This window comes from Actinoplanes campanulatus, from assembly GCF_014647795.1.
GTDB lineage: Bacteria > Actinomycetota > Actinomycetes > Mycobacteriales > Micromonosporaceae > Actinoplanes > Actinoplanes campanulatus.
In genome coordinates this window covers 37,990-52,130 of sequence record NZ_BMPW01000003.1, presented here as the reverse complement: position 1 = coordinate 52,130, position 14,141 = coordinate 37,990, and the positions used below count along the sequence as shown (strand labels likewise).

Here is a 14,141-nt window from a genome sequence, read left to right as displayed (position 1 = left end):
TGCGGCCGCAGCGGGCGGCTCATGTCGGCCCCCGCGGACCCGATACGGCGAGTCGGCAATTGCCCGCCGCCTCACGATCGGAGTACGCCTTGTCGACGCGAGCCGTTCGCGCGTGCTTCGGTGTCTGGATCCTGGCTCTCGCCGGTGTCTATTACGCCGTTCCCGACAGTCACCGCTACATGTGGGCCGCGCTGGGCTATTCCAGCGCCGCGACGGTGCTGCTGGGTGTCCGGATGCACCGCCCGGAGCGGCGGCTGCCGTGGATTCTGATCAGTGTCGCGCTGGTCCTCTTCACCACCGGTGACATCTGGCACAACCCGTGGGCCGACCTGTTCTACCTGCTGGCGTACCCGCCGCTGGCGGCCGGGTTGCTGCTTCTGGCGCGGGCCCGCGGCGGTGGCGCCGCCAACCGCGCGGCGCTGCTGGACGCGCTGGTGCCGACGGTCGGGCTGGGCCTGCTGACCTGGGTGTACTGGATCGCGCCGTGCGCCCGCGCCGACCATCTGTCGGGACTGGGCAAGCTGGTGTCGATCGGCTACCCGCTCGGCGACGTGCTGGTGCTCGCGATGATCCTGCGGATGTTCACCGGCGCCGGCCGCCGGCGGGGCGCGGTCGCCGCCCTGGGCGCCGCCGTGGTGGGTCTGCTGGTCGCCGACGTGTTCTACGGCCAGTCGCGTCTGTACAGCGCGTGGGTGCTGGGCGGCCCGGTCGACCTCGGCTGGATCGTCTTCTACGCGGCGACGGGCTTCGCGGCGCTGTCGCCGACGATGCGGTCGCTGTCGGCGCCGGGCGAGCCGGTCATCCCGGAGATGGGCCGCCACCGGCTGTTCTGGCTGACCGCGGCCGCGCTGATCGCGCCGGCCGTGCTGGCCGTCGAATACTTCCAGGGCCGGGAGGGCGTGGCCGACGCGCCGGTCATCGCGGCCGCCGCGGCGGTGATGTTCCTGCTGGTGCTGGGCCGGGTCGCGGACCTGGCCCGGCTCCAGCGGGCGGCCGGTCTCCGGGAGCGGGCGCTGCGTGAGGCCGTGGCGCTGCTGAACGCGGCCGTCACCGACCTGGGCGTGGCCGCCGCGATCCGCCAGGCGGTGGCCCGGCTGATGCCCGCGGGCGAGCCGTACCACCTCCAGCTCTCGGTGCCCGAGCCGGGCACCGCCACGGTGGGGGTGAAGCTGGTGGCCGCCGCCGATGTGCCGGACGGGCTGGACTCGGGCGGCTTCCCGCACGCCCTCTACACCACCCAGCAGCTGCCCGGCGAACGGGTCGGGATCATGGTGCTCGGCGCGCCGGACCCCGTCCTGCACGTGATGCGCCCGGCGTTCGAGACGCTCAGCGCACAGATCAACGCGGTGCTGGACCGGATCGGGCTGACCGACGAGGTGAGCCGCCGGGAGGGCGAGGCCCGGTTCCGCACCCTGATCCAGAGCGCCTCCGACGTCATCCTGATCCTGGACTGCGACGGTGTCGTCCGCTACGCCACCCCGTCCGCGGAGACCCTGTTCGGCGCCGACCCGACCGGTGCGCCGATCGCCGGGCTGATCGCGTCACCGGAGGCGATGCGGGAGGTCCTCGACCGGGTGGACGCCGGCGATCTGGACGACATCGAGCTGACCGCGGTGGGTGCCGGCGGCCGCGCCATCGAGATCGAGTGCGGCCTGCGGGACCTGCGCGACGACCCGACCGTGGGCGGCCTCGTGGTGACGCTGCGGGACGTGACCGCCCGGCGCGGGCTGGAGAGCGACCTCACCCACCAGGCGTTCCACGACGCGCTGACCGGGCTGGCCAACCGGGTGCTGTTCAAGGACCGGTTGGAGCAGGCGTTCTGCGTGGCCGAGCGGGACGGCGCCACCCTCGGCGTGCTCTTCGTCGACCTGGACGACTTCAAGGAGGTCAACGACACCCTCGGGCACGCGGTCGGCGATCAGCTTCTGCTCGCCGTGGCTCAGCGGATCTCGGCGATCATCGGGGCCGGCAGCACGGCGGCCCGGATGGGTGGCGACGAGTTCGCCGTCCTGGTCGAGCAGAGCGACACCGTGGACGCCGCGGAGACGGTGGCGGCACGGCTGGTGGAGGCCCTGGGGGCGCCGATCGAGGTGTTCGACGCCGACGGTGGCACGCACGTGGTCAGCGGGGCGGCCAGCATCGGGGTGGCCACGAGCCGGGACGCCGAATCGGCCACCGAGCTGCTGCGCCACGCCGACCTGGCGCTCTACCTGGCCAAGGGCAGCGGCAAGAGCGGCTGGCGGCGTTATCAGAGCGACCTGCACACCGCCATGGTGCAGCGGCTGGAGATGCGTACCGCCCTGCACGAGGCGATCGAGGAGGAGCAGTTCGTCCTCCAGTACCAGCCCATCGTGGAACTGTCCGACCAGCGGATCACCGGCGTCGAGGCGCTGGTCCGGTGGCAGCACCCGTCCCGGGGTCTGCTCAGCCCGTTCTTCTTCGTGGAGGCGGCCGAGGAGAGCGGCGCGATCGTCGGGATCGGCTCGTGGGTCATCCGCGAGGCGCTGCGGCAGTTCGCGCGGTGGCGGGCCGAGAACCCGGAGACCACGCTGCGCTACGTGAGCGTCAACGTGTCGGCGCGGCAGTTCCGGACCGCGGACTTCGCCGACCAGGTACGCCGGGCGCTGGCCGAGACCGGGGCCCGGCCGCAGTGGCTGCTCCTGGAGATCACCGAGAGCCTCGTGCTGCGGGATGCCGAGAAGGTGCTGGCGGATCTCGAGCAGTTGCGGGCCATGGGCGTACGGATCGCGATCGACGACTTCGGCACCGGCTACTCGTCGCTCAGCTACCTTCGGCAGATGCCGGTGGACGTCGTTAAGCTGGACAAATCATTCATCGACGACATTCTGACCAGCCGGCAGCAGCACGCGCTGGTCGACGCCATCGTCACCCTGTCGCACAACCTCGACCTCGCGGTCGTCGCCGAGGGCATCGAGGAGGCCGGTCAGCGGGCCGCCCTGGACGCCATGGGCTGCCGTTACGGCCAGGGCTACCACTTCGCCAAGCCGCTGTGGCCGGCCGACATCCCGGAACTCACCGGGACCCCGTCCACGCGCCGGGAGGCAACCGTATGACGGAACCCGACAGATAAGCGTGCGGGTGGTTAGACGGATATCTACTGGCGCGACCCGCCGCCAGGAGGCAGGGTCGGGGGTGTGCTGAACAACCCCGTGTGGGCCGCCCTCACCGGGCCGCAGGCGTGTTTCGCCGAGGCCGCGGGCAACGCCGCCCGATACCTGCCCGATATCGCCCCGTTCGCCGCGCTGAGCGACCCAGCCGACCCGGCCGCCTGGCGTGATCTGGCGACGATCACCAACTACGCACTCCTCACCGGCCCGTCCATCACCCCGCGCGCGGGGTGGGAGGTGGACCAGGTCACCCCGGGAGTGCAGATGATCGGCCAGAGCATGTCCGGCGTCGAGGATCCGGAGGCCGTCCTGCTCACCGAGAACGACGTCCCCGAGATGCTCGACCTGGTCGCCCGCGCCGAGCCGGGCCCGTTCCTCAAGCGCACCGTCGACCTCGGCCGCTACCTCGGCATCCGGGACTCCGGCCGCCTCGTCGCGATGGCCGGCGAGCGGTTCCGGATGCCCGGCTGGACCGAGGTGAGCGCGGTCTGCACCGACCCGGCGTACCGCGGCAAGGGCCTCGGCGCACGGCTCACCCTCGCCGTGGCGGCCGGCATCCTGGCCCGCGGCGAGCTGCCGTTCCTGCACGCGGTCCACGACAACGAGAACGCGATCCGGCTCTACGGCCGCCTCGGCTTCACGCACAGCGCCGACGTGGTGTTCGCGTCGTTCAGGTACACGGGGTAGAGCTTCGGAGGCCGGCCGTCGACGGCCGGCCTTCAGAGCTGCCCGTGATTCGGCGGCAGCCGGTCCGCCAGCTCGTAGGCCGCGATGTGCGCGTACTTCCAGTCCATCGGGTCGTGGACGCTGTGCGTGCGCGCGTTGCGCCAGTGCCGGTCCAGGTCGTACTTCGCGGCCGCCGAACTCGTCCCGCACATGGTGAACAGCTCCGACCCGGCCTCCAGCGCCACCTCGCTGCCGAAGGCCTTCGCGGCCGCGACGGCGAGCGAGCCACGTGCCGCGGCCTCGGCGTCCGCGGGGATCAACCCCACTTCCTCGAGGGTACGGGCAGCCGAGTCCAGCAGGGCCTCCGCCGCTCGCACCCGGGTCGCCAGCCGTCCGTAACGGTGCCGCACGTGCGGGTCGTCGACGGCCGCCGCCGCACCGGACCGGACCGCCTCGGTGGACGGCCGCGCCTTCTCCCGCAGGTAGGACCGGGCGTCCCGCAGAGCCGCGCCCGCGATGCCCACCTCGATGGCCGCGTGCACCAGCTGCGCCCGGGCCCCGATCTGCTGCGGGACCTCGTACGCGCCCGCGTAGTCGACACGCAGCCCGGCCTCCACCGGCACCCGCCGGAACGTGGCCGTCCCACTGATCGTCGCCCGCTGCCCGAGCATGTCCCAGTCGGTGTCGACCGACACCCCCTCGGCGGCCCGCGGCACCAGGGCCAGCACCAGCCGCCCCGTCTCGTCGAGGGCGCTCACCGCGATCCACGCGCTGGTCAGCGCCCCGGTGGTGTAGTACTTCACCCCGTCCAGCAGGCCGTCGGTGATCCGGGTGCGCAGATCCTGGGCGTGCTGCCCGCCGCGTTCGGCGAACGCGTTCCCGAGCCGGCGGCCGGCCAGCACGTCACCGAAGGCGCGCTTGCGGGCCTCCGGGCCGGCGTGCACCGCGAGCACGTCCACCAGCAGGAAGTGGCTCTGCGGGACCTGGGCGATCGCCGGGTCGGCGGCCGCGACGATCCGCGCCACCTCGCCGAGGGTTCGCGGGCCCAGCCCCGGGCCGCCGTCGGACACCGGGACGGTGATGCCGAGCAGCCCGGAGTCGTCGAGGGCGGCCAGAGCCTCGTACGGGACCACCTCCGCGCCGTCCCGGTCGCGCTGGATCGCGCCGGGCGCCAGGACCGCGGCGAGCCGGTGGGCGGCGGTGACCGCCTCATCGTGTGTCTGGGGTACGACCATCAGCAGATCCTATGGGTCCGCCTCCTCAAGTCGGCTCGCGCGGGACCGATCACCCCGGGGTCCGGTCCGGACGGAGGAGGGGTTTTGCAGACGCGGAGTCGACAGGTGCCGCCATCGTTCACCGCCGGTGCGCTGGTGCTGTTCATCGCCGGGACGCTGGCGCAGATCTTGATGCTGGCGCGGGCCTGGAACGACGGCGAGCTCTTCCCGTGGGGTGGCCTCGCCTTCGCCGGGGCGGCGCTGAGCGGGTTCGTGCTGTACCGGCAGACGCTGGCCCAGCGGGAGAGCGGGCTCACCGACGGCCTGACCGGGCTCGGCAACCGCGGCATGTTCCGGCAGGCATCGGACCGGGCCCGCGGCCGGCGGACGGGCGTCCTGCTGATCGACATCAACGGCTTCAAGGAGATCAACGACACCCTCGGCCACCGGTCCGGCGACCGGGTGCTGGTCGCGTTCGCCGAGGTGCTGCGCCGCTGCGCCCAGCGCCCGAACCTGCCGGTCCGCCTCGGTGGCGACGAGTTCGCGGTGGTGCTGCCGGACGTGGCCCGGCCCGAGGACGCCTACGAGGTGGCCGGCCGGATCGCCGCGGCCCTGGGCACGATCGCCGTCGACGGCCGCCTGGTCACGCTGGCGGCGAGCATCGGCGTGGCGGTCACCGAACCCGGCGAGCTCACCCACGACGAGATCGTGCACCGGGCCGGCCTGGCGATGCGGAAGGCGAAGTCGCTCGGCCCCGACACCCGCTGGGCGATCTGGCAGGAGTCGCTCGCCTCCGAGCTGCCCACCGCCGCTTAAAACCCGCATATCGTACGGAAGGGGCCGTTGCCAACCGCAACGGCCCCGTTCCGTCCGCTCCCCGCGAGCCCACCGGGGGCCCAGGCCCGTGCCGCGCCCGCCGGGCGTGGTTGGTGGCTCGCGCCCGCCGGGCGTGGTTGGTGGTCCGCGCCCGCCGGGCGTGGTTGGTGGTCCGCGGCCTTGGCGCGCAGCCACGTCGTTGCGCGGCTTACTCGTTGTGCAGGACCCGGGCGATGGTGAGGCGGGCCGCCGAGCGGGCCGGCAGCAGCGCGCCCACCACCGCGATCAGGACACCGCTGAGCACCAGGAGGGCGAGCTGCAGCGGGTCCCACACCCGCAGCACCGACTCCGGCAGCGTCACCTTGGCGGCGCCCGCGGAGAGCGGCACCACCAGCCGGTGCGCGACCATGCCGAACGGGATGCCGAGCAGGCCACCGGCCACGCCGAGCGCCGCCATCGAGGTGACCAGCATGGTGATCACCTGGCGTGGGGTCATCCCGATGGACTTCAGCATGCCCAGGTCACGGCGCCGGTCCAGGACGTTGAGCGCCACCGTGTTCAGCACGCCCAGCGCCGCCACCGTGGCCAGCAGCACGGCCAGCACACTGGAGAAGCCGGTCACGATCACCTGGAGTTCGTTGCTGCCGCCACGGCTCCACGGCGACAGCCCCGGATCGGCCGAGCGGATCGCCTGCATGTAGGCCTCCCGGTCCGTGCCCTCGGTGAGATCGACCTGGTAGAAGTAGTCGAACGGCTCCGCGTCCTCGAACTCCCGCCACGGGGCGAAAAGGCCGTCCCCGGGACCGGGCAGGTTCTGCAGCGTCTCGCCGACGACGGTCACGGTGGTCCGGACGCCCTGCAACTCCATGGTGATCGTGTCGCCGACCTCCAGCCCCCGCTTGTTGAGCAGCTCCGAGGTCGCCACCATCTCGTCCGGCGCGGCCATCCAGCGGCCCTCGAGAAGCTGGTCCTCATACCCCATCGCGGCGACGTCGCCCCGGACGAAGTTGACCTGGATCGGCTCGCTCTGGCCGAGGGCCGACACCGGGCGGCCCAGCGCGACCCCGATCCTCTCGGTGCCGGGAAGGCCGCGCAGCAGCGCCTCCACCTCGTCGTCGGTGCGGCTGCTGGTCACCCCGGTGGGCCCGTCCGGCGGCTCCGGGCGGATGCTGACGTCACCGCCGGCCGCCGCGTCGAGTGCCGAGAACCGGATCAGCGTGTCGGAAAGCCCGGTCGCGAACGTCACCGTGGTCACGCCGAGCAGCAGCGACGCCATGGTCAGCGCGGTCCGGGCCGGACGGGCGAACAGGTGCCCCAGTCCGAGGCTGACCGAGCGTGGCAGACGTGTTCCCCCGAGGGCTCTCTGCACGCGCAGACCGTGACCGCGCCGTGGGGCGCTGCCCGCGCTGATCGCCTCGGCGGCGGAGAGGCGGTGCGCGCGTGACGCCGGCACCAGCGCGGTCAGGAGGACCAGCGCCGGTATGCCGACCAGCCCGGCCGCCCACACCCAGGCCGGCACGCCGGTGTCCTGCCCGAACCCCATCCCGCGGAAGGTGTCCTCCAGCAGCGGCCGCGCGCCGAGGTCGCCGAGCACGGTGCCGAGGATCGCGCCGGCCGTCGCCGGCACCGTCACCATCGTCAGGTAGACGGCGACCACCTGGCGTGGGGTGAAGCCGAGCGCCTTCAGCATCCCGATGTGCCGGAACCCGGAGATGACCGCTCCACTCACCACATTCCCCACGATGATCACCGCGATGATCAGGCCGAGCACGCCGAAGGTGCCCAGGAACGGCAGATAGACACCGGACCCCTCGGCCGCCTCCTCCTTGACGACCTGGTACGGCTGGGCCGCGATCAGCGCGCCCCCGGGAAGCCCCGTGGTCACCCCGGTGAGCCGCTGCTGAACCGCCTCCCTCGTGGACACGTCGCCCGCGAACCGGTACAGCATCTGCGTCCCGGTCGGCCGCAGCTCCGTCATCTGTTCCGGCGTCACCCAGCCGTCCGCCGAGCCGCCCACGCTGAACGCCCAGCCGACCACGGTCAGCGTCGTCCCGTCCGCGGTGAGCGACGGGATCCGGCTGAACGGGCCCCTGGCGAAGCTTGTCTCATCCTCGGGTGGCGCGTTCAGCACGACCTCGCCCGGCGCCGACGCCCACCGCCCCCGCCAGAGGTCGAGGCGGTCCACGTCGCCACCGGGGCCGGGCCGCCCGACCAGCGTCAGCGGGCCCCGCATGACCGGGCCGGACCCGCCGCCCACCTCGAACATCACCTGCCCGAACGGGCCGGCGGCCGCCTCCACGCCGTCACGCGCGGCCGTGAGCTGCGCGTCGGTCACCTTGGCCGGGTCGAACGCGGCGACCGCGTGAGCTCCCCGCTGCTGAGCCAGGGCCCGGTCGAACGGCGCCGACATCGCGTCCAGCAGGGCCAGCGACACCACCACGGTGGCCGTGCAGAAGAGCGCGACCAGGCCGATCACGAAGGTCTGGAGCCGCCGGCGGCGGATCGCGGCCTTAGCGGCCGCCCACACGGCGCTCACACCCGGTCCAGGGCGGACTCGCGGGCGATCCGGCCGTCGGCCAGCTCGACCAGCCGGCTGGCGCAGCGGTGCGCGAGCCGCTCGTCGTGGGTGACGATCAGCAGCGTCTGACCGATCTGGTTGAGGTCGATCAGCAGGTCCATCACCTGCTCGCCGGCCCGGCTGTCGAGAGCGCCGGTGGGCTCGTCGGCGAGCAGCAGCGCCGGCCTGTTCATCAGCGCGCGGGCCACCGCCACCCGCTGCCGCTCGCCGCCGGACAGGGCCGCCGGGTAGACGTCGCGGCGGCCGGCGATCCCCAGCTCGTCGAAGAGCTCCAGCGCGCGGCGCCGGGCGGTGGCCGCCGAGGACCCGGTCAGCTGGGCGGCCAGGGCCACGTTGTCCAGCGCCGACAGGTCGTCGAGCAGGTTGAAGAACTGGAAGATCATGCCGAGGTGGTGGCGGCGGAACAGCGCCAGCCCCGTCTCGTTCATCAGGTCCAGGCGCTCGCCGTGCACGGTCACCTCGCCCGCGGTCGGCCGGTCCAGGCCGGCGACCATGTTGAGCAGGGTGGACTTGCCGCAGCCGGACGGGCCCATCACGGCCACCGCCTCGCCGCGACGGATCTCCAGCGAGACGCCGTCCAGGGCGGCCGTCTCACCGAACTCCTTGCGCACTCCATCGAGCCGCACCACCGTCTCTGTCGTCATGCCGGGAACGCTACGGACGACCGACAGTGGCGTCATCGGCTCCCGGATGCAACCACCCAGGGTCTGTCATACCGGGGATGTAGGCGGGGCCGACCACGGGTTGATGTGCCGCTCGCACGGGCATGCCAAGGTGTCGGAGTGAGGACGCTGATGCTGGTCGTGGCACTCGTGGTGGCCTGTCTGGCCGCCGCGGCGCTCGGGTTCGCGCTGCGCCGGGCCCGGCAGCGGCACGAGCGGGCGCTGGGGGAGAGGGGCTGGCTGCTGGAGCGCGAGCGGGAGGCGGCGGCCCTGGCGGCGGTCGGTGCGGAGCGGGCGCGGATCGCGCGGGAGCTGCACGACATCGTCAGCCACAACGTCAGCGTCATGATCGTGCAGGCGGGCGCGGCGCGGGAGGTGCTGGCGAGCATGCCGGAGGAGGCCGCGTCGGCGCTGGCCGCGGTCGAGCGGGCCGGGCGCGACACGATGACCGAGTTGCGTCACCTGCTGGGCCTGCTGGCGCCCACGCCGGACGGGTCCGACGAGACCGAGCCGGAGGATCTCGCGCCGCAGCCCAGCCTGGCCCGGCTCACCCCGCTGGTGGACCGGATCGCGTTCGCCGGCCTGCCGGTCGACGTCCGGGTGTCGGGCGAGCCGTGCCCGCTGCCGACCGGCATCGACGTGACGGCGTACCGGATCGTCCAGGAGGCGCTGACGAATGCCCTGAAGCACGGCGCCGGCGGAAAGGCCGAGGTCACCATCCGTTATGCGGAGCATGCCCTGCGGGTCGAGGTGCTCACCACCGGCCCGAGCGTGCTGACCGGCGGCCCACCACCGGGCCGCGGCGGCGACGGCGCGGGCCGTGGTCTCGCCGGCCTCCGCGAGCGGGTCGCCGTCTACGGCGGCGACCTCGACGCCCGGCGCCGTCTCGGCGGCGGCTACCGGGTTCGCGCCCGCCTCCCGCTGGACGCGTCATGACCACCCCGCCGACCTTGGGAGCCTCATGAGTGCCGTTGCGGAGACGCCGGGCGGGGAGCGGGTGCCACGTGTGCTCATCGTCGACGATCAGGAGCTGATCCGGACCGGGTTCCGGATGATCCTCACCGCCCGCGGCATCGAGGTGGTGGGTGAGGCGGCCGACGGCGCCGCCGCCGTCGATGCCGAGCGCCGCCTCGAGCCGGATGTCGTCCTGATGGACATCCGGATGCCCGGGGTGGACGGGATCGAGGCCACCCGCCGCATCCTGGCCCGCAACCCGCGCTGCCGCATTCTCATGCTGACCACCTTCGACCTGGACCGTTACGTCTACACCGCCCTGGCGGCGGGAGCCAGCGGCTTCCTGCTCAAGGACGTGACGGCCGACCACCTGGCGGCGGCGGTGCGCCTGGTCGGCACCGGCGACGCCCTGCTCGCCCCGTCGATCACCCGGCGGCTGGTGGAGCGGTTCGCGGTCGGGGAGCAGCCTCCGGCGGTGCACCGTGACCTGGCCCATCTCACCCCGCGTGAGCTGGAGGTGCTCACCCTGCTGGGCCGGGGCCTGTCCAACACCGAGCTGGCCGAGACGCTGACGCTCAGCGAGGCGACGGTGAAGACCCACGTCGCCCGGATCTTCGCGAAACTGGAGCTGCGGGACCGTGCCCAGGCGGTGGTTCTGGCGTACGAGACGGGACTCGTCACACCATCCGGTTGAACGCTCGTTAAGCTGAGGCCATGACCGTGGATCGCATGCTTCCCACCCCTGAAGCGCACGACCTGCTCGACCTGACCGCCGAACTCGCCACCCGCGAGCTCGCCGGCAAGGTCGACGACTTCGAGGCGCGCGGCGAGTTCCCCCGAGACGTGCTGCGCACCCTGGGCCGATCCGGCCTGCTCGGCCTGCCCTATCCCGAGGCCGACGGCGGGGCCGGCCAGCCCTACGAGGTGTACCTGCAGGTCCTCGAGATCCTGGCCGGCACGTGGCTGGGCATCGCCGAGGCGGTCAGCGTGCACACCCTGTCATGCTTCCCGGTCGCCGCCTTCGGCACCCCGGATCAGCGCAAGATGCTGCCGGACATGCTCGGCGGGGAGCTGCTCGGCGCGTACGCCCTCTCCGAACCGCAGGGCGGAAGCGACGCCGCGGCCCTGGCCACCCGCGCGGTCGCCGACGGCGACGACTATGTCGTGACCGGCACGAAAGCCTGGATCACCCATGGTGGCCGGGCCGACTTCTACAACATCTTCTGCCGCACCGGCGGCCCCGGCGCCCGCGGCATCTCCTGCCTGCTCGCCGACGCCACCACCCCCGGTCTGCTGCCGCAGGCGACGGAACGGCTGATGGGCCTGCGCTCGTCCGCGCCCGCCCAGATCGTGCTGGAGGGCGCCCGCGTCCCGCGCGACCGCCTGGTCGGCGCCGAGAACGAGGGCTTCGCCATCGCCATGAAGGCGCTCGACGCCGGCCGGCTCGGCATCGCGGCCTGCGCGGTCGGGCTCGCCCAGGCCGCCGTCGACTACGCGACCGGGTACGCGAAGGAGCGCGAGCAGTTCGGTAAGGCGATCGCCTCGTTCCAGGGCCTCGGCTTCATGCTCGCCGACATGGCCACCCAGGTCTCCGCGGCGCGGGCCCTGCTGCTGTCCGCGGCCCGCCTCAAGGACGCCGGCCGCCCGTTCTCGATCGAGGCGGCGAAGGCGAAACTGTTCGCCACCGACATGGCCATGCGGGTCACCACCGACGCGGTCCAGATCCTCGGAGGGTACGGCTACTCCGCCGAGCACCCGGTCGAGCGCTGGTTCCGGGAGGCGAAGGTGCTGCAGATCGTCGAGGGAACCAACCAGATTCAGCGGATGGTGATCGCTCGGTCGATGACCGGAGGCTGAACGGAGGCATAGCATCCACGGCTATGGACCGGCGTGACGGTGTCGGCGCGGCCCTCGGCCTGGGTGTGCTCGGTGGCCGTTCGAGGGCACGCCCGCCGAGTCCTACCCGAAGGGCGCGGGCGGCATCACGCTGCCGGCCGCGAAGGCGGTCACCGGGTTCAGCGCGGCCGAGGTGAAGGCCGCGCTGAACGACGTCCGGGACGCCATGATCGCCGGCCGGCTGGACCATCGGATGATCGTCGACCATGATCCGGCCAACGAGATTCAGTGGGAGTTCCCGCGTAGCGAGAATCTGCGCAAGGCCGACAAAGGCATGTGGACCGGGGACACGCTGTCGTACATGGCGTGGATGGACTGTGCCGCCTCCCGCAAGGGCCTGCTGCGGCCGGGCGCCGCCACCTCGGCGCCGACACCGGCCGGCACCGAGGACCCGGAGGACATCCTGCGGGCCGACCACCCGCTGGACATCACGGGCACCTGCTGACCGATTGTTCACCGACCAGTAATGTGGCGCCGTGGAAGAGATCGACCAGGCGATCGTGTCGGCACTGACCGCGGACGGCAGGTTGTCGTACACCGACCTGGCCGAGCGGGTGGGCCTCAGCGTCTCCGCCGTGCACCAGCGTGTCCGCCGGCTCGAGCAGCGCGGCGTCATCAACGGCTACACCGCCCGGGTCTCGTACGAGGCGCTCGACCTGCCCCTCACGGCGTTCGTCGCGATCCGCCCGTTCGACCCGTCACAGCCTGACGACGCTCCCGACCGGCTCGCCCACCTCGCCGAGATCGACTCCTGCTACTCGGTCGCGGGTGAGGACTTCTATCTGCTCCTGGTGCGGGTGAAGAGCCCGGCCGACCTGGAGCGGCTGTTGCAGGACATCCGCACGGCGGCGAACGTCACCACCCGTACGACGGTGGTGCTGTCCACGCCGTACGAGAACCGGCCACCCCGGATCGCCGCCCCCGAGAGCTGAGGTCCGCTCACTGACGGTAGTCGGCCAGGAATGTGCCGAGCCGGCTGATCGCGTCGTCCAGCACGTCGACCGGGGCCAGGAAGACCACGCGCAGGTGGTCCGGCGTGTCGATGTTGAAGCCGGTGCCGTGCGAGAGCAGCAGGTGCTGCTCCTCCAGCAGGTCGATGATCATCCGCTCGTCGTCGTAGATCTTGTGGACCGCCGGGTCGAGGCGGGCGAACAGGTAGAGCGCGCCCTCCGGCTTGACACAGTCGACGCCGGGGATCGCGACCAGCCGCTCCCAGGCGTGGTTGCGCTGCTCGTAGAGGCGGCCGCCGGGACGGATCAGCGCGTTGATGCTCTGGTAGCCGCCGAGCGCCGTCTGGATCGCGTGCTGCGCCGGCACGTTCGGGCACAACCGCATGTTGGCCAGCAGTTGCAGGCCCTCCAGGTAGTCGGTGTCCCGGCCGCTGAAACCGCTGATCGCCAGCCAGCCGGAACGGAAACCGGCCGCCCGGTACGTCTTCGACAACCCGCCCATGCTGATCATCGGCACGTCCGGCGCCAAGGCGGCGGCCGTGTGGTGCAGCGCGCCGTCGTACACGATGCGGTCGTAGATCTCGTCGGTGAACACCAGCAGCCCGTGCCGCCGGGCCAGGTCGAGCATCCCCTCGAGGACCTCGCGCGAATAGACGGCGCCGGTCGGGTTGTTCGGGTTGATGATCACCATGGCCCGGGTGGCGGGCGTGATCCGCGACGCCAGATGCTCCAGATCGGGCTGCCAGCCGGCGCTCTCGTCACAGCGGTAGTGCACCGCCCGGCCCCCGCACAGCGAGACCGCACCGGTCCACAGCGGGTAGTCGGGGCTCGGCACCAGCACCTCGTCACCGGTGTCCAGCAGCGCCTGCAACGCCATCACGATCAGCTCGGAGACGCCGTTGCCGAGCATCACATCCTCCGGCTGCACGGAGGTGACACCCTGGGTCTGGTAGTACTGCGCCACCGCGACCCGCGCCGAATAGATGCCGCGGGCGTCGCTGTACCCCTGCGCGGCGGCGAGATTGTGCACCACGTCGGCGACGATCGGGTCCGGCGTGGCCAGGCCCCACGGCGCCGGATTGCCCAGGTTCAGCTTGAGGATCTGGTGCCCGGCGTCCTCCAGCTCCTGGGCTCGGCGCAGCACCGGGCCGCGGATGTCGTACCGGACGGCCTTGAGCCTCTGCGCCTGTTTCACCAGGTAACTCTCCCACTCGACGGCGGCAGTGTCGCGGTCCAATCCGCGGCGGGCGGACGTTTCATCGCCGGTGCTCTATCTT

12 protein-coding genes are annotated in these 14,141 nt (G+C 72.4%); 8 read left to right on the top strand and 4 right to left on the bottom strand.

Features of this window, described 5'->3' with window-relative positions; all coding sequences use genetic code 11:
* Positions 1 to 89 precede the first annotated feature (89 nt).
* Positions 90 to 3,074, top strand: a complete 2,985-nt coding sequence (locus IEZ13_RS07185; RefSeq protein WP_183218944.1) for a putative bifunctional diguanylate cyclase/phosphodiesterase — start codon at positions 90 to 92, stop codon at positions 3,072 to 3,074.
* Between the two features lie 81 nt (positions 3,075 to 3,155).
* Positions 3,156 to 3,815, top strand: coding sequence for a GNAT family N-acetyltransferase (locus IEZ13_RS07180; protein ID WP_183218943.1), 660 nt, complete (start codon positions 3,156 to 3,158; stop codon positions 3,813 to 3,815).
* A 32-nt stretch (positions 3,816 to 3,847) separates the two neighbouring features.
* Here the strand turns inward: IEZ13_RS07180 and IEZ13_RS07175 are convergent, their stop codons facing one another.
* Positions 3,848 to 5,029: an acyl-CoA dehydrogenase family protein gene (locus IEZ13_RS07175; RefSeq protein WP_183218942.1), complete on the bottom strand. Its 1,182-nt coding sequence runs from the start codon at positions 5,027 to 5,029 to the stop codon at positions 3,848 to 3,850.
* Between the two features lie 105 nt (positions 5,030 to 5,134).
* Between IEZ13_RS07175 and IEZ13_RS07170 the strand changes: the two genes are divergently transcribed.
* Positions 5,135 to 5,824 (top strand): GGDEF domain-containing protein, encoded by a 690-nt coding sequence (locus tag IEZ13_RS07170; protein WP_229794524.1) that lies wholly within the window; start codon positions 5,135 to 5,137, stop codon positions 5,822 to 5,824.
* 208 nt (positions 5,825 to 6,032) lie between these two features.
* On the opposite strand, the gene IEZ13_RS07165 is transcribed toward IEZ13_RS07170, so the two are convergent.
* Together IEZ13_RS07165 and IEZ13_RS07160 are read right to left on the bottom strand one after the other, a co-directional pair.
* Positions 6,033 to 8,360, bottom strand: a complete 2,328-nt coding sequence (locus IEZ13_RS07165; RefSeq protein ID WP_229794523.1) for an ABC transporter permease — start codon at positions 8,358 to 8,360, stop codon at positions 6,033 to 6,035.
* Complete coding sequence (locus IEZ13_RS07160) at positions 8,357 to 9,046, bottom strand: ABC transporter ATP-binding protein (RefSeq protein ID WP_183218941.1); 690 nt, start codon at positions 9,044 to 9,046, stop codon at positions 8,357 to 8,359. Before IEZ13_RS07160 ends, IEZ13_RS07165 begins: the two co-directional genes overlap by 4 nt.
* A 150-nt stretch (positions 9,047 to 9,196) precedes the next feature.
* Between IEZ13_RS07160 and IEZ13_RS07155 the strand changes: the two genes are divergently transcribed.
* The 5 genes from IEZ13_RS07155 to IEZ13_RS07135 all read left to right on the top strand — a co-directional run bounded on the left by IEZ13_RS07155 (position 9,197) and on the right by IEZ13_RS07135 (position 12,846).
* A complete protein-coding gene (locus IEZ13_RS07155) occupies positions 9,197 to 10,000 on the top strand; it encodes a sensor histidine kinase (RefSeq protein ID WP_183219337.1) in 804 nt (267 codons plus the stop codon).
* 25 nt (positions 10,001 to 10,025) lie between these two features.
* The gene (locus IEZ13_RS07150; RefSeq protein WP_183218940.1) at positions 10,026 to 10,712 is read left to right on the top strand and encodes a response regulator; all 687 of its coding nucleotides are present in this window, start codon (positions 10,026 to 10,028) and stop codon (positions 10,710 to 10,712) included.
* A 20-nt stretch (positions 10,713 to 10,732) separates the two neighbouring features.
* The gene (locus IEZ13_RS07145) at positions 10,733 to 11,875 is read left to right on the top strand and encodes an acyl-CoA dehydrogenase family protein (protein WP_183218939.1); all 1,143 of its coding nucleotides are present in this window, start codon (positions 10,733 to 10,735) and stop codon (positions 11,873 to 11,875) included.
* Positions 11,876 to 12,047: 172 nt separating this feature from the next.
* Positions 12,048 to 12,359 (top strand): hypothetical protein, encoded by a 312-nt coding sequence (locus tag IEZ13_RS07140; protein ID WP_183218938.1) that lies wholly within the window; start codon positions 12,048 to 12,050, stop codon positions 12,357 to 12,359.
* Positions 12,360 to 12,390: 31 nt separating this feature from the next.
* The gene (locus IEZ13_RS07135) at positions 12,391 to 12,846 is read left to right on the top strand and encodes an Lrp/AsnC family transcriptional regulator (RefSeq protein WP_183218937.1); all 456 of its coding nucleotides are present in this window, start codon (positions 12,391 to 12,393) and stop codon (positions 12,844 to 12,846) included.
* 7 nt (positions 12,847 to 12,853) lie between these two features.
* Here the strand turns inward: IEZ13_RS07135 and IEZ13_RS07130 are convergent, their stop codons facing one another.
* Positions 12,854 to 14,059 carry a pyridoxal phosphate-dependent aminotransferase gene (locus tag IEZ13_RS07130; RefSeq protein WP_183218936.1) on the bottom strand — a complete coding sequence of 402 codons (1,206 nt, stop codon included), beginning with the start codon at positions 14,057 to 14,059 and terminating at the stop codon, positions 12,854 to 12,856.
* Positions 14,060 to 14,141 lie beyond the last annotated feature (82 nt).